This is a genomic window from Geomonas edaphica (assembly GCF_004917075.1).
GTDB classification, from domain to species: Bacteria; Desulfobacterota; Desulfuromonadia; order Geobacterales; family Geobacteraceae; genus Geomonas; species Geomonas edaphica.
This window is the reverse complement of record NZ_SSYB01000001.1, coordinates 734,819-757,365: the sequence shown is the minus strand read 5'-3', so window position 1 is coordinate 757,365 and position 22,547 is coordinate 734,819. Positions and strand designations below refer to the sequence as shown.

The following is a 22,547-nucleotide window of genomic DNA, read 5'->3' as shown; positions in this document are numbered from 1 at the left end:
TGATCTCCTGCGTGGGCCTTGGCCCGGGTATTGGCGAACGGAAAAAATACCATGGCGCGCGAAAGCAATGCAAGTCAAATGCTCTGAATGAAAAGGGCATTGCTTCCCTGCGCCGTTCCTGTATTATGCTCGGCGTCGCAGGCCCCAGTCACGCAACAGGAGCGGTCCATGTCATACCCCGATGCCATCAACCTTCCCTTTAACGGCGAGATCATAAGAACCAGATTTACCCAGCTGAAGCCGGACGCGGCCACCGATTCCCGGCCGGGCTACTGGGTCCTCCTTCAGGGGGACGCGCTTCTCTTGCAGGATGGCGACCTCTACCGGGGCGAGCTCCCCTTATCTCTAAACGACGACGGCCGCGCGCTGCAGTTCGGGGAGTGGGACGGGGCACCGGTGCGCCTTTTAAGCCTCGGGAAAACCGAAGAGGTTCCCGAAACGCTTCAGCCCGTCCCGTGGACCGACCTTCCGGACCAGTTGGCCACCATCTACGGCGTCGCCAAACAGATCCTTTACTGGGAGCGGCAAAGTAGCCACTGTTCGCGCTGCGGCAGCGGCGAGATGACCCGCATTGCCCCCACCTGGGGCAAGCGCTGCGGCGGCTGCGGGCACGAACATTACCCGCACATCCATCCCTGCGTCATCGTCCTCATCAAGCGCGGCGACGAATTCCTGCTGGCGCGAAAGCCGGAATGGGCCGCCGGGCGCTACAGCCTCGTTGCCGGTTTCGTGGACTTCGGAGAATCGCTTGAGGAGTGCGTGGCACGCGAGGTGTTCGAGGAGACCGGTCTCAAGGTCACCGACGTAAGCTACGTCGGAAGCCAGAACTGGCCCTTCCCGAGCCAGCTCATGGCCGGCTTCGTCGCGCGTCACGAGTCGGGCGAGATTAGGGTCGACCATGACGAGTTGGAGGACGCGCAGTGGTTCACCAGGGAGCGCATGCCCCCGGCGCTCCCCCCAAGGCGCAGCATCGCGCGCTGGATCATCGATAATTTCGCCCTTAAAGACGAGGGGTGAAAAAATAATTAAAGTCCTGGAAGCTGTGTCCGAAGAGTGGTTGTGAACCTTGGAACACACTCCTGGGTCTCCTTTTCGAGGGGACGGTCGCTGCCGTCCCCATTTTTTTTCCCCTCCCATCGTTTTTCTTCCCACTTTGGATCAACTGCAGGTGCGCGCCCACAAATCTCCTTTCGTTGTTAAATTAAAATTGACGTTAGTGGCCAACCGTCCATGTTAGTGGCTAAAGTCGCGTCTTAGTGGCTAAAGTCGCGTCTTAGTAAATAAAGTCGCGTCTTAGTTAAATAAAGTCGCGTCTTAGTTAAATAAAGTCGCAACTTAGTGAATAAAGACGCAACTTAGTGGACAAAGCCGCAACTTAGTGGACAAAGCCGCAACTTAGTGGATAAAGACGCAACTTAGTGGATAAAGACGCAACTTAGTGGACAAAGACGCAACTTAGTGGCTAAAGTCGCGTCTTAGTGGATAAAGTCCCATCTTGGATAAAGTTTTATGTTTGCTGCCGGACCTTCGCTGCCGGCGGGGAGGTTTTGGATCTTGGGGCCGGCTCCCGCCTTCTTTTCAATCCCTTGGTAAGGCGCGGTTGTATTCGGGCTCTGTTTCTGGTACCTTATACGATCCTTTGCTCGCACACCCGGGGAGTTCCCACGTGATCGACATTCCGTCCAACCCACTGCTGCGGCACCTGTTCCAAATGCCTGCGGCGGGCATTTACGCGCTGGCCGACAAGGTGCACCTCTTTAACGGCTTCGAGCTGTGCAAGAGGACTCCGGTCGCAAGCGTCGCCTGGCAGCAGGCCGGCGACGTCCTCGAGGTCGGCCTGTCGGATGCGGGGCAGACCTGCCAGGTGAGCCTGTCGATCGCCCATGGCGAATTCAACGGCAGCTGTAATTGCGGTGTCTGGAGTCCGCACGGGCGTTGCCCACACCTCGTCGCGGCCCTCGCCACGGTGAAAAAGGCGCTCGCCCCCGCTTCCCTTCCCATGCTGCAACTCCCCAACGACTACCTGGCCGGAATCCGTGAGAAACTCTCCCTGGTTCCGGTTAAAGAAGTCGCTGCCGAAGAGGGAACGATTCCCGCCGATAGCGGCTATGCCCTGGTGCTTGAAAGGCAGCAGGGGGAAGTGCGCCTTCGTCTCATGCAGAACCTCCTACCGGTCGCGCTCTACGACACGGCACTTCCCGCCTCCATGCGCGAATTCCTGAGGTTGCTGCATTCCTCGGCGCTGCGCGGCCGCGTCGTGGAAGAGTTCCTTGGACGTTTCCGTGGGCGCTTCCCGATCCTCTACCTTTCCGGGGATGAGACGAGGCCGTTCTCGTTCGATGCCTCGGTGACCCGTGCCGTCCTGCTGCAGCTCGATCTGGATAAAGGGGACGTCACCGCGAGCCTCTCCCTCGAGGACGGCGCCGCGATGAACGACGCGCTCTTCCTCCACCAGGGGTACCTTTTCGATCTCAAGCGCAGCCTGATCCAGAAGGTGGATGACACCGGCCAGCGCCTCTACGGAAGCCTCACCGCCCTCCTTGCGCGGCTTCCCGAAGCCCCGGCGGCGGAGGCGGCAGGTTGCCGTTTCCCCGCGGCGCTCTTCAACCGGCTTCAGTTCGACCTCGGCGCCGAATGGGAGACTGCTTCGCGCCTTATCCTCTCCGTCTCCGGCGTCTGCGTGACGCCTAGAGTCGTGGAGCCGCACTACCGACTAAACATCCTCGAGCTCGAGGATATGGTGCCGTTGGTGGCCGAAGGGGCGGCCGGGGAGGCCGTCTTTTCCTTCTACTCCGAGGCCTTCCGTTTCCTGAACGGAGACGGCCGCGCCTCGTTCCCGCAGCCGTTGAAGGCGAAGAAGCGTGTCGCTGCCATCGCGAAGGCCTGCTTCGCCGCCTTTGGTTCAACTAACCTTGCGGAGCGCGACCGCCTCGTGCGTCAGACGCTGGAAGGTGCCGAATTCTTCAAGCGCGGCATCAGAGCCGACGCCCGCGCCATCATCAACAGTTTCTGCGAAGAGGCGCGCAGGACGCTCACCTTGCTGCAGCTAGCGGAGGATGGAGAGTGGCTAGCCCTCGGTGTCGACGTCTCGCGTCAGACGCGTCTGCTCGAGATCCTCGCCGAGACCTTCGGCTTCGACATCTTCTGGCAGGCAGGGGAGGGGGAGCACTTCTCCCTGGAGCGCAAGGTTTTCATGGGGCGCCTGGGCGAGCTGAAGGCGGCGCTTGTCGCGGAGGGGTATTCCATCGCCCTTGCCGGCGAGGAGCTGCAAACCGTTTCCTGGACCTTCACCCTAGACGCCACCAGGTCGACCATCGACTGGTTCGAGCTGCGCCCGGAGATTCGCGCCGACGGCGAACTGGTCGACGAGGACGAACTCATGGCCGCCCTGAACGGCGGCGGGGTCTTTCGCCGCGGTGGCGCGGTCTTTCTTCTCGACCCGCTCACTAGCAGCACCTTGGCCCTCTTCGCCCCCCATACGAAACGCGAGGTGGTGCGGGTGCCCCGCCTGCAGATCCTCGACTGGATCACGCTCAGGAAAAACGGCGTGCGGGTGCTCTTGTCCCCCGAGGACGAGCGCATCTTCGAGAGTCTCACCCGCTTCGAGGGGATACCGAAGCTCGACGCACCGGCGGGGCTCCAGGCGACCCTGCGCAACTACCAGCTCGAAGGGTACAGCTGGCTCGCCTTTCTCTACGAGCACCGCTTCGGGGCCTGCCTCGCCGACGACATGGGGCTTGGCAAAACCATCCAGGCGATCGCGCTGCTGGCCGGGCTGAAGGAGGGGACCATCGTCTCCGACGTCCCCCGCGAGGTGCCGCACCTCGTCGTGGTTCCACCCACCCTCATTTTCAACTGGGAGAGCGAGCTTGCCCGCTTCTACCCGGACCTGAAGGTCGGCGTCTACCGCGGTCAGGGGCGCCGTGCGGAATTCGCGGGTTTCGACGTCGTCATCACGAGCTACGGCGTGGTACAGCGCGACATCGAGGTGCTGCGCGAGATCCCGTTCCACGTCGTCGTCTTCGACGAGGCCCAGGCGGTGAAGAATATCCACGCCGAGACCACCGGGGCGGTACGCAGGCTGAAGGGAGCCTTTAAGGTCGCCCTCACAGGGACGCCGCTGGAAAACCACCTGGGGGAGTATTTCTCGGTGATGGACCTGGCTCTCCCAGGGCTCCTCGGGCCGTACGAGCAGTTCCGCAAGCAGATGGGGCGCGAGGGAAACGACTTCATCGAGACGCTGATCCGGCGCACCCGCCCCTTCATCCTGCGTCGTTCGAAGGACATGATCGCCGCGGAGCTCCCTCCGAAGGTGGAGACCGACCTCTACCTGGAGATGAGCCCGAGGCAGAAGGCGCTCTACGCCAGGACCGTTACCGAGGTGCGCGAGACGGTGGCGCGTGCCTTCGCCTCCAACGCCGCCGGGCAGGCGCGCATCATCGCGCTCACCGCGATCCTCAAGCTACGCCAGATCTGCCTCTGCTCACGACTCGTCCTCCCCGGGGCCAACGACCGGTCACCAAAGATCGAATTCCTGGTGGACCAACTGCAGGAACTGTTCGCCGAAGGGCACAGCGTGCTCGTCTTCTCGCAGTTCACCTCGTTTCTCGACATCGTCGAACAGGGGCTTACCCAGCACGGCATCGCCTCCTCGCGCCTGGACGGCTCCACCCCGGTTTCGCGCCGTAAGGAACTGGTGCAGAACTTCCAGGAAGCGACCGAACCCGGCGTGTTTCTCCTGAGCCTGAAGGCGGGGGGGCGCGGCCTCAACCTGACCCGTGCTTCCTACGTCTTTCACTTGGACCCTTGGTGGAACCCGGCCGTCGAGAGCCAGGCGTCGGACCGGGCGCACCGCATCGGCCAAAAGCGCCAGGTCACCATCACGAGGCTTTTGATGCGGCACAGCATCGAGGAGAAGATGATGGAGCTGAAAAAGCGCAAGCTGAAACTGTACCGGGCGCTTCTGGAGGAGGCGGAGCAGGGGGGGAGCGTCTCGATCGGGCGGGAGGACTTCGAGTTCCTGCTGGGGTAGGTCAGGCTTGGGGCTGGGTGAAGTAGCGGCAGAAGGAGAGGGTGTTCCTGCCGTTATGGGAGCGGTAGCTCACCTCGTCCATAAGGGTCTCGATGATGAAGAGCCCCATGCCATTTTCGGGGATGGAGCCGATCACCTCGGGGTCGAACTCGAGGCTTCTCGGCGCGAAGTCCTCGATGGCGGTCCCCTCGTCGGAAACCTCGAAGGAGATGCGGTCGTGATGCAGCGTGATGGCCGTGTCGACGCGGTACCCTTCCTGGCGGCGGTAGGCGTGGGTGATCGCGTTGTTGAGCGCCTCCACCACGCATACCTCCATCTCCCCGTAGATCTCCTCCTTGAGGGGGGAACAGGCGCAGACGCCGCGCACCGCATGTCCCACGAGGGCCACGTCGCACAATCTGCTTTCGATGCTTAGATAGAGGGTCTTGCTCGGCTTCTTGATTATCACGCTGTCCCGCTTTCGTAGTTTTTGGTGGGTCAGGCAGGAGAGGCCGCCTGCTGTTTCGACGCGTCCGGTTCCACCCATGATACCCAGGATTGCGCCACGGAAAGCTGCTTTAAGAATTCGGCCGCGAAGAGAAACTCCCCCTGCGGCGCCGCCACGTTTATGCTCTCCTCGCCGCGCTGGATGGAGAAGGCGTATCCCTTCCGGCCGTGGCGCTCATAGCACTCCACACTGAGCTTCGTTATCGTCTCCCCGTCGGTGGATTCGTAGCGGTGCGTGAAGGTTTCCTTTCCGCCGCTCGCCTCTACCTGTTCGATCTTCCTGGAGATCTCGAAGGCCTCGCACGGCTCCGCCACGAAGCGGATGTGCTGGCGGCCTGCGGCGAGCCGGAAGAAGCGGAAGGCGACGCGCCCCTCTTCTGGCCTGCCGTTTTGTTTTTTTTCACTGGGAGCTATTTCGACGCCGGTTTCCTTGGCGAAGATGGTGAGTTTCGGTATTCTCATTGGTCCCCCCGGGCAACGCGTATAACTTTAGCGTCCTTGCCAAGGATGTCAAATACCTAGAGCAATACCGGGACCGGATGGGTGAGGCGTATCTCGCCGAGGGTTACCCGGGCCTGGTAGGCGAGGAGCTCGACGCCGGCGTCTGCCGCCTCCCTTAGAAGGCGGCCGTAGGTCGGGTCGATGGCGTCGGCGGGTGCCAGGGCGTCGCCGTCGCCGCGCTGCACCACGAAGAGGTTCACCGCCCGGTGCCCCTGTCGCACCATCTCCATAAGCTCGCGCAGGTGCTTCTGTCCGCGCGTGCTGACCGCGTCCGGGAAGAGGGCGCAGCGCTCTTTGACGAGGGTGACGTTCTTGGTCTCCACGTAGCAGCGGCCGCGCTCGCCGGTCAACAGGAGGTCGATCCTGCTTCCGGTGCCGTAGGGGACCTCCAGGGTGATCTTCTCGTAGCCGGAAAGCTCCGCGATGGTCCCGTTCTGGATCGCCTCCCTGGCAAGCAGGTTCGGGAGCTGTGTGTTTATGCCGACCCACACGCCGTCCGCCTGCACCAGTTCCCAGCTGTGCGGGTATTTGCGCCCCGGGTTGCCGCTCACCGAAAGGACCACCCGGTTCCCCGGCACGGCACACCCCATCATGCTCCCGGTGTTCGGCGTGTGCGCGGTGACGAAGGTGCCGTCGTCGAGCTCGACGTCGGCGAGAAAGCGGTGGTAACGGCGGATCAGGGTTCCCTGGTACAGGGGGGGCGGCAGCATCATGTTTCTTCGTCCTCGTGTTGCGGCTTGTCTTGGGAGTTTTCCGTCGAGACCTTAACCGCGAACCCCGCTCGCTGTCCAGTGAAAACTGTCCCGCGAACATGGCGCCTGGGCGAGAAAACTGTTGATCCCGTTGGCCATTCTGCTAGACTCGGGAGCGCTGCCATTCAGGCGGTAAGGAGGCGGGAATGGCAAAGGGCGCACAGCAAAACAAGGACCATTTGGAGGCGGTGCAGCTTTTCGGCAAGACCGTGAGCAAGAGGGCGGCTTTCAAGTGCGAATGGTGCGAGGGGAACGAGGAACTGCGTCTCTGGGAATACCGGCCGGATGAAGAGCCTGTTGAGGATAACCTCGCGCTTTTGTGCCGCTCCTGCCGTGAGCTCGCCGTTATGAAAGCCCCCGACCCCAGGCGGCTGCGCTCGATCAGGAACGCGCTCTGGAGCCCGGTCCCGGCGGTGGCCGAAGGGGCCGCCGTGGTGCTTGCGCGCTGCAAGGAGCCCTGGGTCCGAGAGGCGATCGAGGAGAGCTTCATCGACGAGACGCTCAAGGAACGCCTCCTCTAGCGTGCCGGGTACCGTTTACGACGGGGCGCCCGGGATTATCTGTTTGACGCATGATGAGCCACTGTGGTAGTAAATACAGTTTGTTAAATGTCAATTTCGGTTCTGGAAAGGTTGGTATGGCGCAAGGGATAAAAAAAGGGATCCTGTTGGCAGGCGGTGCCGGCAGCAGGCTCTACCCGCTCACGATGGTTGCCAGCAAGCAGTTGCAGCCGGTCTATGACAAGCCGATGATCTACTACCCGCTGGCGACCCTCATGATGGCGGGTATCTCCGACATACTGATCATCTCCACACCGCAAGACACCCCCCGTTTCGAGGCGCTCCTTGGCGACGGGTCGCGCTGGGGCATCCGGCTGAGCTACGCGGTGCAGCCCGAACCGAAGGGGATCGCCCAGGCGTTTCTCGTCGGTGAAGAGTTCATCGCCGGCGACCCGGTCTGTCTGATTCTCGGCGACAACATCTTCTACGGCAAGATGGAGCTCGACAAGCTGATCGCCGACTTTGACGGCGGCGCCAAGATATTTGGCTACTACGTACAGGATCCGGAACGCTACGGCGTGGTCGAGTTCGATACGGACGGCATGGTGCTGAGCATCGAGGAAAAGCCGAAAGTTCCCAAGTCCAGCTACGCGGTTCCCGGGCTTTACCTCTACGACGGGAACGTGGTCGAAGTGGCCAGGGCTCTCAAGCCTTCACCGCGCGGCGAGCTCGAGATCACCGACATAAACCTTGATTACCTGAGGCGTGGCGAGCTTACCGTTCAGAAGCTCGGGCGCGGCATCGCATGGCTTGACACCGGTACGCACCAGAGTCTCCTCGAGGCCTCACACTTCATTGGCACGCTGGAAGCCCGGCAGGGGCTCAAGACCGCCTGTCTGGAAGAGATCGCCCTGCGCATGGGTTACCTCGACTGCAAGGGGATGGCGCGGGCCATCGAACAGACGCCCAACTCGTCCTACCGTGACTACCTCGTGCGGGTGTACAACGAGACCGACCTTTGCGGCGGGGAGGGGATGAAATGAGCGATGTAGTAGTTTACAAAAAGGGGCGCATCCACGACGTGGTGTTCAAGCCGCTGGGAAAGTTCCTGGACGAGCGGGGGTGGCTCACCGAACTTTTTCGTTCCGACGAATTGGAACCGGGCGTCATGCCCGCCATGGCATACATCTCGATGACCCTGCCGGGAGTGGCGCGCGGCCCTCACGAGCACGTCGACCAGACCGACCTTTTCTGCTTCATGGGGCCTTCGAACTTCAAGGTGTACCTCTGGGACGCCCGCCCCGATTCTCCGAGCTGCGGTGTCAAACAGGTGCTTTACGCAGGCGCCGACGCGCCGATGATGTTGATCGTGCCCCCAGGCGTGGTGCATGCGTACCGTAACATCGGTCTCGAGAGCGGGATCGTCTTCAACGCCCCGAACCGGCTGTACGCAGGGGAGGGGAAAAGCGAGAAGGTCGACGAAATCCGCCACGAGGAACTCGTGGACTCTCCGTTTCAGCTTGACTGAGCGCCTCTTCTTCGCGGCGACATGCGATGACATCATTCGACAAATAGGGGGCCGCAGTGCCCCCTAAACCATTTTTGAGGCCGATGAAAAACCTTCTTAACCGCTACAGGCGATTCCTGCTGACCGCCCTAATCCTGCTGGTGGCGTTTCTTACCTACGCCATGAACCTGAGGAACAGGGATCACGCAAACCCGGTCGAGCGTACCGTGATGAGCATGACCGCACCGGTTGCCGGCTCCGCCGCGAGCGCTACCGGTTTTCTGAGCGACATCTGGAACAACTACATCGACCTGATCGACGTACGCCGCGAGAACATCGAACTCAGAAAGAGCGTGAAGCGTCTCAACGAGCGCATCGTCGCCAACAACGAGGCCATTGCCGCCAACCTCCGGTACAAGCAGCTACTCGAGCTCAAGGAGAGCGTGGCCATCCCATCGGTTGCCGTGTCGGTGATCGGCGAGGACAGCTCGGCCTGGTTCAAGACGCTCGTGGTGGATCGGGGCGCTGCCGACGGGCTTGCCGAGGGGATGCCTGTCGTTGCCGCAGGCGGCGTCGTGGGGCGCCTGGTCAAGGTGGCGCCGCACTCTTCGCGCGTGCTCCTTCTCACCGACCATGCCAGTGCCATCGCCGCCATTGTGCAGCGCACCCGCGCCCGCGGTGTGGTGCGCGGCGCCGGGGGGGGACGCTGCTCCATGGAGTTCACCGTGAAGGACGAGGACGTAAAGGTGGGCGACACAGTGATCTCCTCCGGCATCGGCGGCGTCTTCCCGAAGGGGCTTCCCATCGGGGAGGTTACCATGGTGAAGAAGGGGGAGTACGGGGTGTTCCAGACCATCGAGGTGCGCCCCCTGGTGAACATCGGTCAGCTTGAAGAGATGCTGGTGCTCGTCCGGCAGCGCGATGAGTAGGATTTTCCAGTGATAGCCTATTTTAAGATAGCCGCCGTGGTGGCGGTCGCCTGTCTTCTCCAGATGACGCTCCTGCCGAGGTACCTGCAGGACCCTTTCCAGCCCAACCTGATCATCATCCTGGTGGTGTACCTGGGGCTTAAGCTGCCGCACCGCTACTCCGGAGTCGCCGTTCTTCTCCTGGGGCTCTTGCAGGACAGCTTCAGCGGCATCTACCTCGGGCTGCATGCCTTTTCCTATCTCTGCATCTACACGCTCCTGTCTGAGCTTGCCGATCGGCTCTACACCGATAACCGCGTACTGTTCGTGCTGGTCGTCTTCATTGCAACGCTAGTGAGTGCCCTGTTGAACCTCTTGATGCTCCTGGTCTTCTCCGTCTCGAACGGCCTTTACGCCTCGCTGTTGCCGGCGCTTTTGCCGCAGGCCCTGATCAATGCCCTGGTCGCCTCCCTGGTGTCCGGGGTGAGGCTCCCCGTGGAGGAGGCGCGATGAAGAATTTGAACAACATCATTCCCGACGACGACGGAGGCGGCCGCCGCATCATAGGCCTTTCCCTCGGCGCCTTCGCCATGTTCTTCCTGCTACTGTCGAGGCTTTGGTACCTGCAGGTGATCAGTGCAGAGGATCTGATCGACCAGTCCGAAAGCAACCGGCTTCGTTTCGTCCCGGTCGCGGCACCGCGCGGCGCCATCCTGGACCGAAACGGCAAGGTGCTCGTCTCCAACACGCCATCCTTCTCCGTCGCGGTCATCCCCCAGGATGTGAAGAACAAGGATCAGCTGATCGACAACCTCGCCCGCTACCTGAACCTCGACCGCAAGGAGATCGAGACCAAGTGGACCAAGGGGCAGGGGAGGGCTAAGTATTACCCGCTGGTCGTCGCCTCGGGCATCACCCGTGACCAGATGGAGTTCCTCGAGGAGAACCGGCTTGCCCTTTCCGGGGTCAACATCGAGATGAAGCCGATCCGCGCCTACGCGAACGGCTCGCTCGCCTCGCACTTGCTTGGTTACCTGGGCGAGGTTTCCGAGGACGAACTAAACTCCGAGCGCTACCGAGAGTACAACGCGGGCGACTACATCGGCAAAAGCGGCATCGAGCGGGCGTGGGAGTCTTATCTGCACGGCACCGACGGCGGGCGCCAGATCGAGGTTGACGCCCGCGGACGTTTCCTGCGCACCGTTGCCGAGACCGGGTCGAGCGTTGGCAACACGGTGATGCTCACCATCGACCTCGACCTGCAAAAGGCGGCCGAGCAAGCGCTGGGCGACCAGGCCGGCGCGGCCGTCGCCATGGACGTCAACACCGGCGAGATCCTCGCTTTCGTATCCAGCCCCGATTTCGACCCCGCCCTCTTCACCGGTAGGATGCCTCCAGACGTCTGGAAGAAATACCTCGAGGACGAGCGGCATCCCCTGGAAAACAAGGCGCTGAAGGGGATGTACCCCCCGGGCTCCACCTTCAAGGTGATCACGGCGATCGCGGGGCTTGAGGAAGGGCTCATCGACGAGCACACCACGGTGCAGTGCACCGGCTCCTACAAGTTCGGCAACGCGACCTTCCGCTGCTGGGACCACAAGGGGCACGGCACCGTCGATCTGAAGAAGTCGCTGCGCGAGTCATGCGACGTCTACTATTACAAGCTCGCCGAGCGCCTCGGCGTGAACCGGATCGCCAAGTACGCCAAGGCCTTCGGGCTCGGTGCTCCGCTCGGCATCGGCCTCGAGAACGAGAAGGGGGGCGTGATTCCGACCGAGGAGTGGAAGCTGAAACGCTTCGGCAAGAAGTGGTATGCGGGTGAGACCCTCCCGGTCGGCATCGGCCAGGGGTACGTGCTCACCACGCCGGTGCAGTTGGCCTCGATGATCGGGACGATCGCCAACGAGGGGACCATCTACCGGCCGCACCTCGTCAAGCGCGTGGTGGACTCGGACGGCAAGGTGCTGCAGGATTACACGCCGCAGGTGATCGGCAAGACGGGGCTCAAGCCCTCCACCTACCGATTCGTAAAGGAGGGGCTCTTCGCCGTCGTCAACGAGGCGCACGGCACCGGCGGCATGTCCAGACTCTGGGAGGTCAAGGTGGCGGGCAAGACCGGCTCGTCACAGGTCGTGAAGCTGCGCGACAGCAAAGGAGGCATCCCGTACCGGTTCCGCGACCACGCCCTGTTCGTCGGGTTTGCTCCCTTCGAGAAACCCGAGGTCGCCGTGGCCGTCATCGTGGAGCACGGGGAGCACGGAGGCTCCGCCGCCGCCCCGATTTCCGGGAAGATCCTGCGTGCCTACTTCGAGGGGAAAGGGGTCATCAAAAAGCCGGTACCCAAAGCGTCCGTGAAGGAAGAAGCCGGGGGCGATGGGGTTGCCGAGCCCGATACCGGAGCGAAGGAAGAATGACGCAGCCCGGCGCACGCGGGGGTAATGCCGCGACGCTGGACCATACGAGGAAGAGATGTTCGATAGACGACTATTCACCAACTTCGACTGGACCCTCCTGGGCGTGGTGCTTCTCATCACCGCTTTCGGGGTGATCAACATATACAGCGCCTCGTCCTCCTACCGGGACATCGGCACGCCGTACTACATAAAGCAGCTCTACTGGATCTTCGCCGGCCTTTTGTTGAGCCTTACCGTCTGTAGCCTCGACTATCACATGCTCGAGGACTTCGCCTACTGGCTCTACGGCGGTGTCGTCATCCTGCTCCTGCTTGTACTCGTCGCCGGTAAGACCACGATGGGGGCGACCCGCTGGATCAGTTTCGGCTTTTTCAACATGCAGCCCTCCGAGCCGATGAAGATCGTCATTATCATGACCTTCGCCCGCTTCTTCAGCCGCTATCCAGTCTTCAAGGGGCTGACCCTCAAGGAACTGGTATACCCGCTGCTGCTTCTAGGGGTTCCTGCCGCGCTCATCATGAAGCAGCCCGACCTAGGTACCGCGATCCTCGTCTCGCTCATCGCAGGTACCATGCTCCTCTTCGTCGGCGTGCGCTGGTCCGCCCTCGGTTCGCTCTTCGCCGCCGCGGTCCCCGTCGTCGTCGTCGCCTGGCAGTTCCTGCTGCACGACTACCAGAAAAAGCGCGTCTATAACTTCCTGAACCCGGATCTCGATCCGCTGGGGAGCGGCTACCACATCATCCAGAGCAAGATCGCCGTCGGCTCCGGCGCAACCCTCGGCAAGGGGTTCATGCAGGGGACCCAGTCCCAGCTCCGCTTCCTTCCGGAGCAGCACACCGACTTCGCCTTCTCCGTTTTCGCCGAGGAATGGGGTTTCATCGGGTGCCTGCTCATGCTCGCCCTGTACCTGTTCCTGATCCTCTGGGGGCTCGGCATCGCCAAGAGGTGCAACGACCGTTTCGGTTCGCTGCTCGCCGTAGGCGTCACCGCGATGCTCTTCTGGCACATCGTCATAAACATGGGGATGGTGATCGGTCTCATGCCCGTCGTAGGCGTGCCGCTGCCGTTTTTCTCCTACGGCGGCACCTCCATGGTGACCTCGATGGTCGGCGTCGGCATCCTCCTCAACATCAGCATGCGCCGCTTCATGTTCTGAGGCGGCTTTCCTGCCGCAGGAGGCCCAAAGATGCACATCGCCCTCGTCGAGCCCTATTGCACCGGGTCGCACGCCGCCTGGGCCGGGGAATACGCCTCCCACTCGCGCCATGAGGTGGAACTCTTCACGCTCGCCGGCCGCAACTGGAAGTGGCGCATGCACGGCGGGGCGGTGACGCTCGCCTCGCGCTTTCTCGAAGGGGGCAGGCGTCCGGACCTGATCCTTGCAACCGACATGCTCGACCTCACCACCTTCCTGGCGCTCGCCCGACCTCTTGCCGACGGCTGCCCGAGCGCCATCTATTTCCACGAGAACCAGCTCACCTACCCATGGTCACCCAGCGACCCCGATCCGTCCCGTCAGCGCGACCTGCACTACGCCTTCATCAACTACATAAGCGCGCTGGCGGCTGATGCGGTCCTCTTTAACTCCCGCTATCACATGGACTCCTTCCTCGGGGCGCTCCCCGACTTTTTAAGGCGCTTCCCGGATGCCGTCGATCTCGACTCGGTGGGGGGGATCGCCGCCAAGAGCCGCGTGCTGCCGCTAGGGCTCGATCTGGGCCGCTTCGACCAGCATCGCCCGACCGAAGCCGCGGGGAAGAGGGCGCCCCTTTTGCTCTGGAACCACCGATGGGAATTCGACAAGGCCCCGGAACCCTTCTTCGAGGCGCTTTACCAGCTGGACGACGAGGGGGTGCCTTTCGAGGTCGCGGTGCTTGGGGAGTCCTTCGGGAGAGTGCCCGAGGTGTTCGAGAAGGCGCGTAGGCGCCTAGGTGCCCGCGTGGTGCAGTGGGGATACCAGGAGAGCTTCGCCGATTATGCAAAGTTGCTCTGGAGGGGTGACGTGCTGCCGGTTACCTCGCGCCAGGAGTTCTTTGGGGCGAGCGTGGTGCAGGCGCTTTACTGCGGCTGCGTTCCTTTGCTGCCGGACCGGCTTGCCTACCCGGAGCACGTGCCGCAGCACTTGTCTTCTCATGTTCTGTACCGCGAGGACGAGACTCTGGTGGATCGGCTTAGGTCGATTTTAAAACAGCCGGACGAGGAGCGCGCGCGGTTGGATCAGCACGTTTCGCGTTACGACTGGACGCGTCTTGCTCCGGTATACGACGACTTTTTCGAGGGGATGGCTGCAGGTGAGCGTCAAGTGGTGCCCGAGGTAGCTTCGTTCCCGGGGTGAGTGGGGAAGTATGCGAGGAAGGAATCGGAGGGGGGGCGCCTGGGGCGCCCCCTTTCCCGTTTAGGCCGCTTTCCTGTTCACCGTGATGATCTTGCTGGCCTTCTCCAGCCAGATGGTGCCACAAGAGTTGCATTCCAGAAGGTCTTTCGCGTAACCGTCGGAATGCATGTCGATCTCGATTCCGATTTTGTTGCTGCAGTGCGGGCATTCCATGTTTGTTTCTCCTACGTTGGGGGTATTTTGATTTTGACAATATATAGAACATGCGTGGTCGGTCAAGTGCTAATTTTGTGAAAAAATGACCTAAAACAGTAGTTTAGCTTTTGCGTACCCCCGCCGCTACGAGCCTTCATTTTAAAACATCTCTCTCTTTTTCGGAGATAAGTTCTCCTAATCTTGTCGTAACACACTGTAATTTCAGTTTATTTCTCGATATAAAACAAAGGTATGACGTTTTTGAATAATCAGGTTTACCTTTGCGTAAATGAGTAGCTTCTTCAACTTTTTTTTTGCACCCGGGGCTTGTGGAACGCCGGTTTGTGTCCGCGTATACAGCATCGCCGTCATTTTGCCGGCGCCGACGGATGTCGCTAAATTTGCGCTGGAATTTTTTTTGCGTTAATGGTACTATTGGTCGCTGTTAATTTGCCTTTGACTCAACAAGGGAGGCGGCGTGAAAGAGGCGATGTTCTACCAAAAGCTGGACGGGGGTAGGGTGCGCTGCGGGCTGTGCCGTTTTGGATGCCTCATCAGCAACGGGCAGCGTGGGCGTTGCCGGGTCCGGGAAAACCGTGAAGGGACCCTGTACTCTCTCGTGTACGGCAATCTCGTTGCCGAGCACGTCGACCCCATCGAGAAGAAGCCGTTTTTTCACCTGCTTCCCGGGAGCCGCTCCTACTCCGTCGCCACGGTGGGATGCAATTTCCGCTGCCTGCACTGCCAGAACTACACCATCGCCCAGCCGGACGAGGCGAGCGTCGAGCGCTCGGGGAGCTTTGTCCCCCCTGAGGCCGTTGTCGAGCGGGCCATCGCCACCGGGTGCCGGTCCATCGCCTACACCTACACCGAGCCGACTATCTTCTTCGAGTACGCCTACGAGACCGCGCGGCTTGCCAAAGCCGCAGGGCTGAAAAACGTCTTCGTCACCAACGGCTATATCACCGTCGAGGCCCTCGCCGCCATAGCCCCTTTCCTCGATGCCGCCAACATAGACCTCAAGGGGTTCACCGAGTCTTTCTACCGTGATGTGGTGGGGGCTTCGCTCGCCGAGGTGCTCGACTGCATCCTCGATTACAAGAGGCACGGCATATGGGTTGAACTTACTACCCTGGTAATACCGAACCGCAACGACTCCGAGGGGGAACTGCGCGACCTGGCGCGGTTCATCGCTTCGGAGGTCGGGGTCGAGACGCCTTGGCACGTGACCCAGTTCTATCCTACGCACCGGCTGACCGACCAGCCCCGCACCCCGGTCGAGACGCTGAGGATGGCTAGCCGGATAGGCCTTGACGCCGGCCTTCGATACGTGTACGAAGGAAACGTTGCCGGGGAAGGGGGGGAGAGCAGCTACTGCCCCGGTTGCGGGTTGCTCCTGATAAAGAGGTACGGCTACCTGGTGGAGAAGAACCTCCTCTCAGGCGGCCGCTGTCCCGGCTGCGGCACGGGGATCGAGGGTGTATGGAATTAGTACGCAAGTTGTCCCGATTAACCCGGCTCGGTGAGCCGGGTTTAGCATCGTTTGTCTGCCAGGCGCTCCTTGGGGCCCTGCTGATCTTCATTTTTTGGCTCGCCGACGCGGTCATGGATTTCCTGATTCAAGGAGACCGTACCTTCTTCGAGTTCCTGTTACACCCCGATCCCCACGAAATTTCCGATTTCGCCTTGATTCTCTTTCTCGTTTGCTGCCTGCTTTTGTACTCACGCAGGTCGCACCGTATCGAGACTCGCCTTGAGGATGCCCTGCAGCAGGCGCTCGACAAGGCCGAGCGGGAGCGGGCGAAGCTTGAAGGTATCGTCGAGGCGATGGGGGATGCCATTTCCATTCAGGACCCGGACCTGAACGTCATCTACCAAAACCGCGCGCACCAGGAGTTGACAGGGCACAGCGTCGGGCGCCCTTGTTATGAGGCGTACCGTAAAAGAAGCACGGTGTGCGAGGACTGCCATCTTACGGCCGCCTTCGAGGATGGTCAGGTGCACCGCAGCGAGCTCGGACCAGGGATCTCCGCGACCGGCGGTTATGTCGAAATCATCGGTTCGGCGCTGCGTGCCGGCGACGGAACGCCCTTGTACGGGATCGAGGTGGTCCGTGACATCACTGCGCGCAAGAGCGCCGAGCGTGAGGCGATCGAACTGAACGCTGCCCTGACCCGCCAGGCGCAGGAACTCAAACAGACCAACCAGGAACTCGAATCCTTCTGCCAGGCCATCTCCCACGACCTGAGGGCGCCGCTCACCCGCGTCTACAGCTCGGCCCAGGAGCTGAAGGGGTACCGCGAGCTTCTGGACGACAACGGTCGGTTCTTCGTCGACCTGGTGCACGACGGCTGCGTCCAGATGGAGGAATTGCTCGACTCCCTCATGGTCCTTTGCCGCGTGACCCAGGTGGAGATCGAACGCGGCGATTTGGATCTGGTCCCGACTGCTCTCGAGATCGCGGCACGACTGCGTCAGGACTACGAGGGGCACCCGGTCTCCTTCCAACTTCCGGAGCGACTGGTCGCAAACGGCGATGCGAGCCTTGTCCGCGTGGTGCTGGAAAACCTTCTGTCAAACGCCTGGAAGTACACCTCCGGCATGCCATCCCCTGCCGTCGAGCTTGGCACCATGGCCGGTTCCTGCGGCGAAACGGTTTTTTTCGTACGGGACAACGGCGCCGGATTTGACGGCGCATGCGCCGACCAACTGTTCCAGCCTTTCAAGCGGCTCCACAGCTACCGCGACTTTCCCGGTACCGGCCTCGGGCTTGCCACCGTACGCCGCATCGTGCGCCGCCACAACGGCCGCATCTGGGCGGAGGGCGAGCCGGGCAAGGGGGCGAGCTTCTACTTCACGCTCCCCGGGTAGGGGGGCTCGAAACGGTTGCCCCGGGTCCGGCATTCGTGCTATACCCATTCTTCGTAATGAAATCCACGTGATGAAGAGGTTATCTTCTTGAAGGTCTCATTTCTACGCCGCTTCTGGGTGACGTTCTCCATCTGGGTGATCGGCTTCTACGCTTCGTTTCTCAACCGCTTCCGCATCGTGGGTGGCGAGGCGATCCCCGGTAGTGGCGGCGTGCTTATCGCTTCCAACCACATCTCCGCTTACGACACGGTTTTTCTCCCCTGGGCTGTCATCCGTAGCCACCCTATGCAGATGCTGTGGGCTCCCGCCAAGGAGGAGCTCTTCGAGAAGCCGTTTCCCGGTCTCATTTACCGCTCCTGGGGTGCCTTCCCGGTGAAGCGCGGGCGTGACGTCCGCGCCGGGAAGCAGATCAACGCTCTCTTGGCCGACCAGAAGGTGATGCTCTTTCCCGAGGGGACTCGCCATAAAGACGGCGTCCTCGGCAAGGGTAACCGCGGCGTCGGGAAGATCATTTACGACACGAGGCCGCATGTCATACCTACCGCCCTCGTCGGCATCAACCGGTGGACCTTCCCCGGGTTGGGGTTGCAGGGGAGCGTTTCCTTCGGTGCGCCGCTCGACTTCACCGATCTGTACCAGTTGGAGGACTGCAAAGAGACGCATCAGCTCATCGTGGACCGGGTCATGGCCGCCATTGCCGAACTGATTGAACGGCAAGGGGGTAAACCTTATGCAAGTTGAGATCTTCTGCGACGGCGCCTGCAGCGGCAACCCCGGTGTCGGCGGATGGGGGAGCATCCTGCGCTACGGTGACAAGGTTAAGGAGCTCTCCGGGGCCGATGGGCAAACCACCAACAACCGCATGGAGATGAGCGCGGCGATCGGCGCCCTGGAGGCGCTTACCCGCCCCTGCGACGTGGTCGTCACCACCGACTCCCAGTACCTGGTGAAGGGTATGACTGAGTGGATCCACGGCTGGGTGAAGCGCGGATGGGTCAACTCGAAGAAGGAGCCGGTCTTGAACCGGGAACTCTGGGAGCGCCTCATGGCCCTCTCCAGGATGCACAGGATCACCTGGGTCTGGGTGCGCGGCCACAACGGCCACGTCGAGAACGAACGCTGCGACGAACTCGCGCGTGCCGCGATCGACAGCTACCGCCTTGGCGCAGGAAGATAGGGACGGGGATGGATTACTTCATCATCGAGATCTCCGAGGAGGAGATCCGGCGCGAACGCGAGAAGGGACGTGAGCTGCGGCGCACCCAGTGGTGGAAGAACCGCGTTGCCAAGGGGGTGTGTCACTGGTGCCGTGGGAGGTTTTCCCCGGACCAGCTCTCCATGGACCATATCGTGCCGGTGATCCGCGGCGGCAAGTCGGCTCGTGGCAACGTGGTTCCATGCTGCAAGGAATGCAACAACAAGAAGAAGCACATGCTCCCCATCGAGTGGCAGGAATACCTCGAGCAGATGGGGACGGGGGAGGGTGAGCCTTCCCGTGGAGAATGACTTGAACAACGGCATCAAGGCGGTCATCTACGACTGCGACGGCGTCCTCTTCGACTCCTTCGAGGCGAACTACGCCTTCTACCACCTGATACTGGAGCGCTTCGGCAGGCCGCCGCTCGACCGGGCCGACCACGAGACGATGCGCATCCTGCACACCTACAGCAACAAGGTCGTCCTCGATCACATCTTCGCCGGTGAGGAGCGCATGGACGAGGTACGTGCCTTCTCGGCGAGCCTCGACTACCGAAAGCTTTTCCCCCTCATGGTGATGGAGGATGGGCTGCGCGAGACGCTTGACGCACTGAAGGGGCGGGTGGAGCTGGCCGTCTGCACCAACCGCTCGAGTTCCATGGAGGCACTTCTTGCCACCTTCGGGTTGGACGGGTATTTCAGTTGCGTCATGACCGCGGCACGGGTTAAAAATCCGAAGCCGCACCCGGAGCCGGTCTTCAAGGTGCTGGAGCACTACGGCATCGAACCGGGCGAGGCGATATTCATAGGCGACTCCGTGGTCGACCGGGAGGCCGCCCAAGGAGCCGGCGTCCGCTTCGTCTCGTACCGCGGCGATTTCCCCGCCCCGCTGAGAATCGAGAAACACCAGGATCTGCTGTCACTGCTTTAATCCGGAGGTCGATCTATGGAGCCCGTGCCGCAGGAAGATGCTGAGAAGCTGACCAACCGCGCCCTTTGCGCTTTTTCCGCAGGGGAGTTTTCGTCCGCGCTCGCCCAGTTCGAGCGCGTGCTGAAGATCGGTGACAACCCGCAGCTCCACTCCTACCTCGGCTTTTGCATCGCCAAGGAGAGAGGGCAGGTTAAAAAAGGGGCGGAGCTTTGTCTCGCCTCGCTCGAACACGAGCCGCAGAACCCGGTGCACTACTTAAACCTTGCCCGGGTGCACCAAGTGGCGGGCGACAAGCCGCAGGCCATCGTGGTGCTGAGGCAAGGGATGGGGATGGGCGGCAGCGAAGATATCGTCGCCTTGCTGGCGAAGCTTGGGACGAGAAAGCCGCCACCGCTTTCCTTCCTGTCACGCGACCATTTCCTTAACAAGTGGCTCGGCATCGCGCTGAGCCGCATCGGGCTGCGCTGAAGGTACGGCAAGAGCCGTACCGATAAAACAAAAGGCCGCGCTCCGGATCGTACCGGTGGCGCGGCCTTTTTTCTGCCTGGGGCATGTTGTCAGATGCCCAGGATCTTTGAAAGCTCGTGCAACTCGTCCAAAGTCGTCTTCTCGCTCACCACCACGGTCTCAAGTAACGTACTGCAGATCTCGCCGCAGCAAAGTCCCACCATCTTCCCCATCTCTCCGGCCAAAAGCTGCTCGACCGCGGCATTGCCGAAACGGCTACCAAGCAGCCGGTCGAATACCGAAGGGGCCCCGCCGCGCTGGTAGTGGCCGAGCACGGTCACCCTGGTCTCGAAGCCTATGGCGTCCTTTATGTTGTCGGCGATGTTTTGGGCGCGCCCGGCCCCCTCGGCGAGGATGATGATGGCGTTACTGCGTCCCTCCTCGTAGCGCCTGCGCAACTGGTTGCAAAGGTCCGCTACGTCATGCTCGACCTCGGGGATGATGGCGTACTCGGCCCCGGTGGCGATGGCGGACATGCTGGCCAGGTAGCCCGAGTTTCTCCCCATCACCTCGATGACGAAGGCGCGGTCGTGCGAACTCGCCGTGTCCTTGATGCAGTCGACGGCGTAGATGATGTTGTTGAGCGCGGTGTCGACCCCGAGCGCCATGTCGGTGAAGGCGATGTCGTTGTCGATGCTCGCCGGTACGCCGATCACCGGGACCCCCATCTTGTGCAGGGCGAGCGCACCGTTTAGGGAACCGTCCCCTCCGATCACGATGAGCCCCTCCACCCCGTAATCCTGCAGGTGCCGGACCGCCTTCTCGCGTCCGAGCACGGTGCGGAACTCCTCGCTGCGCGCCGACTGCAGGAAGGTGCCGCCGCGGTGCAGGATGCCGGCGACCTCTCTGGTCGTCATCTCGATGAAGTCGCCTTTTAAAAGCCCGGCGTACCCCTTGCGAAAGCCCACGACCTGCACGCCGCGCGCGAGGGCCGTGCGGGTCGCGCTCCGAATGGTGGCGTTCATGCCGGAGCAGTCGCCGCCGCTTGTCAGAATCCCTATCCTCTTCATCTGTCGCTCCGCTTTGCTGTTGCCGCCCTTGACGTTTCCCTCTACGAGAGGGGGCCTCCAAACCAGGGTTGAATATAACATGCGGGGAATCGTTTTCAACGACTGCGGCAAGGCGCCGCTAGGCCTTCTCCCGCTCTCCCCTGATCCACTCCATTCTCTCCTTGATGCTCTTTTCGTACCCGGAGGCCTTGGGTGTGTAGAAGCGCCTCCCGGCCAGCTCTTCCGGCAGGTAGTCCTGCACCACGATGCCGTCCTTGTGGTCGTGCGGGTAGAGGTAACCCTTCCCGTAACCTAAACCTTTCATCAGCTTGGTCGGCGCGTTGCGGACCTGCATCGGCACCGGAAGCCCTCCGGACTTTCTCACCTCGGCAAGCGCCTCGTTGATCCCCGCGTAGCTCGCGTTCGATTTCGGCGCGGTGGCCAGGTAGGTGACCGCCTGTCCCAGGATGATCCTCCCCTCCGGCATGCCGACCAGGCGGAAGGCATCGAGCGCGGATACCGCCATCTGAAGCCCGCGCGGGTCGGCGTTTCCGACGTCTTCCGAGGCGAAGATCACCATGCGCCTCAAGATGAAGATCGGGTCCTCCCCCGCCTCTAGCATGCGCGCAAGCCAGTAGAGCGCCGCGTCCGGGTCCGAGCCGCGCATGGACTTTATGAAGGCGGAGATGACGTTGTAGTGCTCCTCGCCCCCCTTGTCGTAGAGTAGCGGCTTTTTCTGCAGCGCGTCGCGCGCCGTCTCCAGGGTGATCCTTCCCTCCTGGGCGAGGCGGGCCGCCATGTCCAGGGTGTTGAGCGCGATCCTCGCGTCACCGCCCGCCTGCTCGGCGATGAAGGCGAGTGCCTCGTCGGCTGCGGTGAGGCCGGCGGCGCCCAAACCCCGCTCCTCGTCGGCGAGCGCCCCCTTGAGGATCTCCAGGATGTCCTCGTCGGAAAGCGGGTGCAAGACGAGCACCTTGCAGCGCGACAAAAGCGGGGCGATCACCTCGAAGGATGGGTTTTCCGTTGTGGCGCCGATCATGGTGAAGGTGCCGCGTTCCACGTATGGAAGGAAGGCGTCCTGCTGGCTCTTGTTGAAGCGGTGGATTTCGTCCACGAAGAGGATGGTCCGCTTCCCCTGGTACTTGAGGGCATCCTCCGCCTCCTTGACCACCTCGCGGATCTCCTTTATCCCGTTCATGATGGCGGAGAAGAAAATGAAGTGGCTCTTGGTGGCACCCGCGATGATGCGGGCGAGGGTGGTCTTGCCGGAGCCGGGAGGGCCCCAGAAGATGAGGGAGGTGATCCGGTCGCTCTCGATGAGCCTTCTGAGCATCTTCCCTTCGCCCAGAAGGTGCCCCTGGCCCAGGTATTCGGAGATGGTGCGCGGCCGCATGCGCTCGGCAAGCGGCGCGAATTGTTCTT

23 protein-coding genes are annotated in these 22,547 nt (G+C 61.8%); 17 read left to right on the top strand and 6 right to left on the bottom strand.

The window, feature by feature from the left end; translation table 11 throughout:
* The first annotated feature begins 168 nt into the window (after nucleotides 1-168).
* Nucleotides 169-1,017: an NAD(+) diphosphatase gene (gene nudC, locus E8K79_RS03225; protein WP_136513454.1), complete on the top strand. Its 849-nt coding sequence runs from the start codon at nucleotides 169-171 to the stop codon at nucleotides 1,015-1,017.
* Nucleotides 1,018-1,666: 649 nt separating this feature from the next.
* Nucleotides 1,667-5,032 (top strand): DEAD/DEAH box helicase, encoded by a 3,366-nt coding sequence (locus E8K79_RS03220; protein ID WP_246043693.1) that lies wholly within the window; start codon nucleotides 1,667-1,669, stop codon nucleotides 5,030-5,032.
* A gap of 1 nt (nucleotide 5,033) precedes the next feature.
* Here the strand turns inward: E8K79_RS03220 and E8K79_RS03215 are convergent, their stop codons facing one another.
* Genes E8K79_RS03215 through sfsA form a run of 3 tightly spaced genes read right to left on the bottom strand, consistent with a single transcriptional unit; the run spans nucleotide 5,034 to nucleotide 6,732 of the window.
* A complete protein-coding gene (locus E8K79_RS03215) occupies nucleotides 5,034-5,480 on the bottom strand; it encodes an ATP-binding protein (protein WP_246038012.1) in 447 nt (148 codons plus the stop codon).
* Nucleotides 5,481-5,509: 29 nt separating this feature from the next.
* On the bottom strand, nucleotides 5,510-5,980 hold the full coding sequence (locus E8K79_RS03210) for a hypothetical protein (RefSeq protein ID WP_136513453.1): 471 nt from the start codon (nucleotides 5,978-5,980) through the stop codon (nucleotides 5,510-5,512).
* Nucleotides 5,981-6,036: 56 nt separating this feature from the next.
* Nucleotides 6,037-6,732, bottom strand: coding sequence for a DNA/RNA nuclease SfsA (sfsA, locus tag E8K79_RS03205; protein WP_136513452.1), 696 nt, complete (start codon nucleotides 6,730-6,732; stop codon nucleotides 6,037-6,039).
* Nucleotides 6,733-6,917: 185 nt separating this feature from the next.
* On the opposite strand from sfsA, the gene E8K79_RS03200 reads away from it, so the two are divergent.
* From E8K79_RS03200 to E8K79_RS03165, 8 genes are all read left to right on the top strand, one after another.
* The gene (locus E8K79_RS03200; protein WP_136513451.1) at nucleotides 6,918-7,292 is read left to right on the top strand and encodes a hypothetical protein; all 375 of its coding nucleotides are present in this window, start codon (nucleotides 6,918-6,920) and stop codon (nucleotides 7,290-7,292) included.
* A 116-nt stretch (nucleotides 7,293-7,408) separates the two neighbouring features.
* On the top strand, nucleotides 7,409-8,314 hold the full coding sequence (gene rfbA / locus E8K79_RS03195; protein WP_136513450.1) for a glucose-1-phosphate thymidylyltransferase RfbA: 906 nt from the start codon (nucleotides 7,409-7,411) through the stop codon (nucleotides 8,312-8,314).
* Complete coding sequence (locus tag E8K79_RS03190; protein WP_136513449.1) at nucleotides 8,311-8,799, top strand: dTDP-4-dehydrorhamnose 3,5-epimerase family protein; 489 nt, start codon at nucleotides 8,311-8,313, stop codon at nucleotides 8,797-8,799. The genes rfbA and E8K79_RS03190 overlap by 4 nt, the downstream gene beginning before the upstream one ends.
* An 83-nt stretch (nucleotides 8,800-8,882) precedes the next feature.
* Entirely contained in the window at nucleotides 8,883-9,707 is an 825-nt protein-coding gene (mreC, locus tag E8K79_RS03185) for a rod shape-determining protein MreC (protein ID WP_136513448.1), read from the top strand.
* 9 nt (nucleotides 9,708-9,716) lie between these two features.
* On the top strand, nucleotides 9,717-10,199 hold the full coding sequence (mreD, locus tag E8K79_RS03180; protein ID WP_136513447.1) for a rod shape-determining protein MreD: 483 nt from the start codon (nucleotides 9,717-9,719) through the stop codon (nucleotides 10,197-10,199).
* Complete coding sequence (gene mrdA / locus E8K79_RS03175) at nucleotides 10,196-12,100, top strand: penicillin-binding protein 2 (protein ID WP_136513446.1); 1,905 nt, start codon at nucleotides 10,196-10,198, stop codon at nucleotides 12,098-12,100. Before mreD ends, mrdA begins: the two co-directional genes overlap by 4 nt.
* A gap of 55 nt (nucleotides 12,101-12,155) precedes the next feature.
* The gene (rodA, locus tag E8K79_RS03170; protein WP_135870103.1) at nucleotides 12,156-13,256 is read left to right on the top strand and encodes a rod shape-determining protein RodA; all 1,101 of its coding nucleotides are present in this window, start codon (nucleotides 12,156-12,158) and stop codon (nucleotides 13,254-13,256) included.
* A gap of 30 nt (nucleotides 13,257-13,286) precedes the next feature.
* Entirely contained in the window at nucleotides 13,287-14,435 is a 1,149-nt protein-coding gene (locus E8K79_RS03165) for a tRNA-queuosine alpha-mannosyltransferase domain-containing protein (RefSeq protein ID WP_136513445.1), read from the top strand.
* Between the two features lie 60 nt (nucleotides 14,436-14,495).
* On the opposite strand, the gene E8K79_RS21215 is transcribed toward E8K79_RS03165, so the two are convergent.
* Nucleotides 14,496-14,648 (bottom strand): hypothetical protein, encoded by a 153-nt coding sequence (locus E8K79_RS21215; protein ID WP_198419417.1) that lies wholly within the window; start codon nucleotides 14,646-14,648, stop codon nucleotides 14,496-14,498.
* A 460-nt stretch (nucleotides 14,649-15,108) separates the two neighbouring features.
* Between E8K79_RS21215 and amrS the strand changes: the two genes are divergently transcribed.
* The 7 genes from amrS to E8K79_RS03130 all read left to right on the top strand — a co-directional run bounded on the left by amrS (nucleotide 15,109) and on the right by E8K79_RS03130 (nucleotide 20,097).
* Nucleotides 15,109-16,122 (top strand): AmmeMemoRadiSam system radical SAM enzyme, encoded by a 1,014-nt coding sequence (amrS, locus tag E8K79_RS03160; protein WP_136513444.1) that lies wholly within the window; start codon nucleotides 15,109-15,111, stop codon nucleotides 16,120-16,122.
* On the top strand, nucleotides 16,113-17,501 hold the full coding sequence (locus E8K79_RS03155) for a sensor histidine kinase (protein ID WP_136513443.1): 1,389 nt from the start codon (nucleotides 16,113-16,115) through the stop codon (nucleotides 17,499-17,501). Before amrS ends, E8K79_RS03155 begins: the two co-directional genes overlap by 10 nt.
* 87 nt (nucleotides 17,502-17,588) lie before the next feature.
* Nucleotides 17,589-18,242, top strand: a complete 654-nt coding sequence (locus E8K79_RS03150; RefSeq protein ID WP_135870099.1) for a lysophospholipid acyltransferase family protein — start codon at nucleotides 17,589-17,591, stop codon at nucleotides 18,240-18,242.
* Nucleotides 18,232-18,678, top strand: a complete 447-nt coding sequence (gene rnhA, locus E8K79_RS03145) for a ribonuclease HI (protein WP_135870098.1) — start codon at nucleotides 18,232-18,234, stop codon at nucleotides 18,676-18,678. Before E8K79_RS03150 ends, rnhA begins: the two co-directional genes overlap by 11 nt.
* Nucleotides 18,679-18,686: 8 nt before the next feature.
* On the top strand, nucleotides 18,687-19,007 hold the full coding sequence (locus tag E8K79_RS03140; protein WP_136513442.1) for an HNH endonuclease: 321 nt from the start codon (nucleotides 18,687-18,689) through the stop codon (nucleotides 19,005-19,007).
* A gap of 1 nt (nucleotide 19,008) precedes the next feature.
* Nucleotides 19,009-19,629 carry an HAD family hydrolase gene (locus E8K79_RS03135; protein WP_136513441.1) on the top strand — a complete coding sequence of 207 codons (621 nt, stop codon included), beginning with the start codon at nucleotides 19,009-19,011 and terminating at the stop codon, nucleotides 19,627-19,629.
* Between the two features lie 15 nt (nucleotides 19,630-19,644).
* A complete protein-coding gene (locus E8K79_RS03130; RefSeq protein WP_136513440.1) occupies nucleotides 19,645-20,097 on the top strand; it encodes a tetratricopeptide repeat protein in 453 nt (150 codons plus the stop codon).
* A gap of 89 nt (nucleotides 20,098-20,186) precedes the next feature.
* On the opposite strand, the gene pfkA is transcribed toward E8K79_RS03130, so the two are convergent.
* Complete coding sequence (pfkA, locus tag E8K79_RS03125; RefSeq protein WP_136513439.1) at nucleotides 20,187-21,146, bottom strand: 6-phosphofructokinase; 960 nt, start codon at nucleotides 21,144-21,146, stop codon at nucleotides 20,187-20,189.
* 118 nt (nucleotides 21,147-21,264) lie between these two features.
* Entirely contained in the window at nucleotides 21,265-22,518 is a 1,254-nt protein-coding gene (locus E8K79_RS03120; protein ID WP_136513963.1) for a replication-associated recombination protein A, read from the bottom strand.
* Between the last annotated feature and the right edge of the window lie 29 nt (nucleotides 22,519-22,547).

Coding starts and splice junctions, on each gene's coding strand:
- nudC (WP_136513454.1), top strand. CDS start 169: ATGTCATACCCCGATGCCATCAACCTTCCCTTTAACGGCGAGATCATA.
- E8K79_RS03210 (WP_136513453.1), bottom strand. CDS start 5,980: ATGAGAATACCGAAACTCACCATCTTCGCCAAGGAAACCGGCGTCGAA.
- sfsA (WP_136513452.1), bottom strand. CDS start 6,732: ATGATGCTGCCGCCCCCCCTGTACCAGGGAACCCTGATCCGCCGTTAC.
- E8K79_RS03200 (WP_136513451.1), top strand. CDS start 6,918: ATGGCAAAGGGCGCACAGCAAAACAAGGACCATTTGGAGGCGGTGCAG.
- rfbA (WP_136513450.1), top strand. CDS start 7,409: ATGGCGCAAGGGATAAAAAAAGGGATCCTGTTGGCAGGCGGTGCCGGC.
- E8K79_RS03190 (WP_136513449.1), top strand. CDS start 8,311: ATGAGCGATGTAGTAGTTTACAAAAAGGGGCGCATCCACGACGTGGTG.
- mreC (WP_136513448.1), top strand. CDS start 8,883: ATGAAAAACCTTCTTAACCGCTACAGGCGATTCCTGCTGACCGCCCTA.
- mrdA (WP_136513446.1), top strand. CDS start 10,196: ATGAAGAATTTGAACAACATCATTCCCGACGACGACGGAGGCGGCCGC.
- rodA (WP_135870103.1), top strand. CDS start 12,156: ATGTTCGATAGACGACTATTCACCAACTTCGACTGGACCCTCCTGGGC.
- E8K79_RS03165 (WP_136513445.1), top strand. CDS start 13,287: ATGCACATCGCCCTCGTCGAGCCCTATTGCACCGGGTCGCACGCCGCC.
- E8K79_RS21215 (WP_198419417.1), bottom strand. CDS start 14,648: ATGGAATGCCCGCACTGCAGCAACAAAATCGGAATCGAGATCGACATG.
- E8K79_RS03155 (WP_136513443.1), top strand. CDS start 16,113: ATGGAATTAGTACGCAAGTTGTCCCGATTAACCCGGCTCGGTGAGCCG.
- rnhA (WP_135870098.1), top strand. CDS start 18,232: ATGCAAGTTGAGATCTTCTGCGACGGCGCCTGCAGCGGCAACCCCGGT.
- E8K79_RS03140 (WP_136513442.1), top strand. CDS start 18,687: ATGGATTACTTCATCATCGAGATCTCCGAGGAGGAGATCCGGCGCGAA.
- E8K79_RS03130 (WP_136513440.1), top strand. CDS start 19,645: ATGGAGCCCGTGCCGCAGGAAGATGCTGAGAAGCTGACCAACCGCGCC.
- pfkA (WP_136513439.1), bottom strand. CDS start 21,146: ATGAAGAGGATAGGGATTCTGACAAGCGGCGGCGACTGCTCCGGCATG.
- E8K79_RS03120 (WP_136513963.1), bottom strand. CDS start 22,518: ATGCGGCCGCGCACCATCTCCGAATACCTGGGCCAGGGGCACCTTCTG.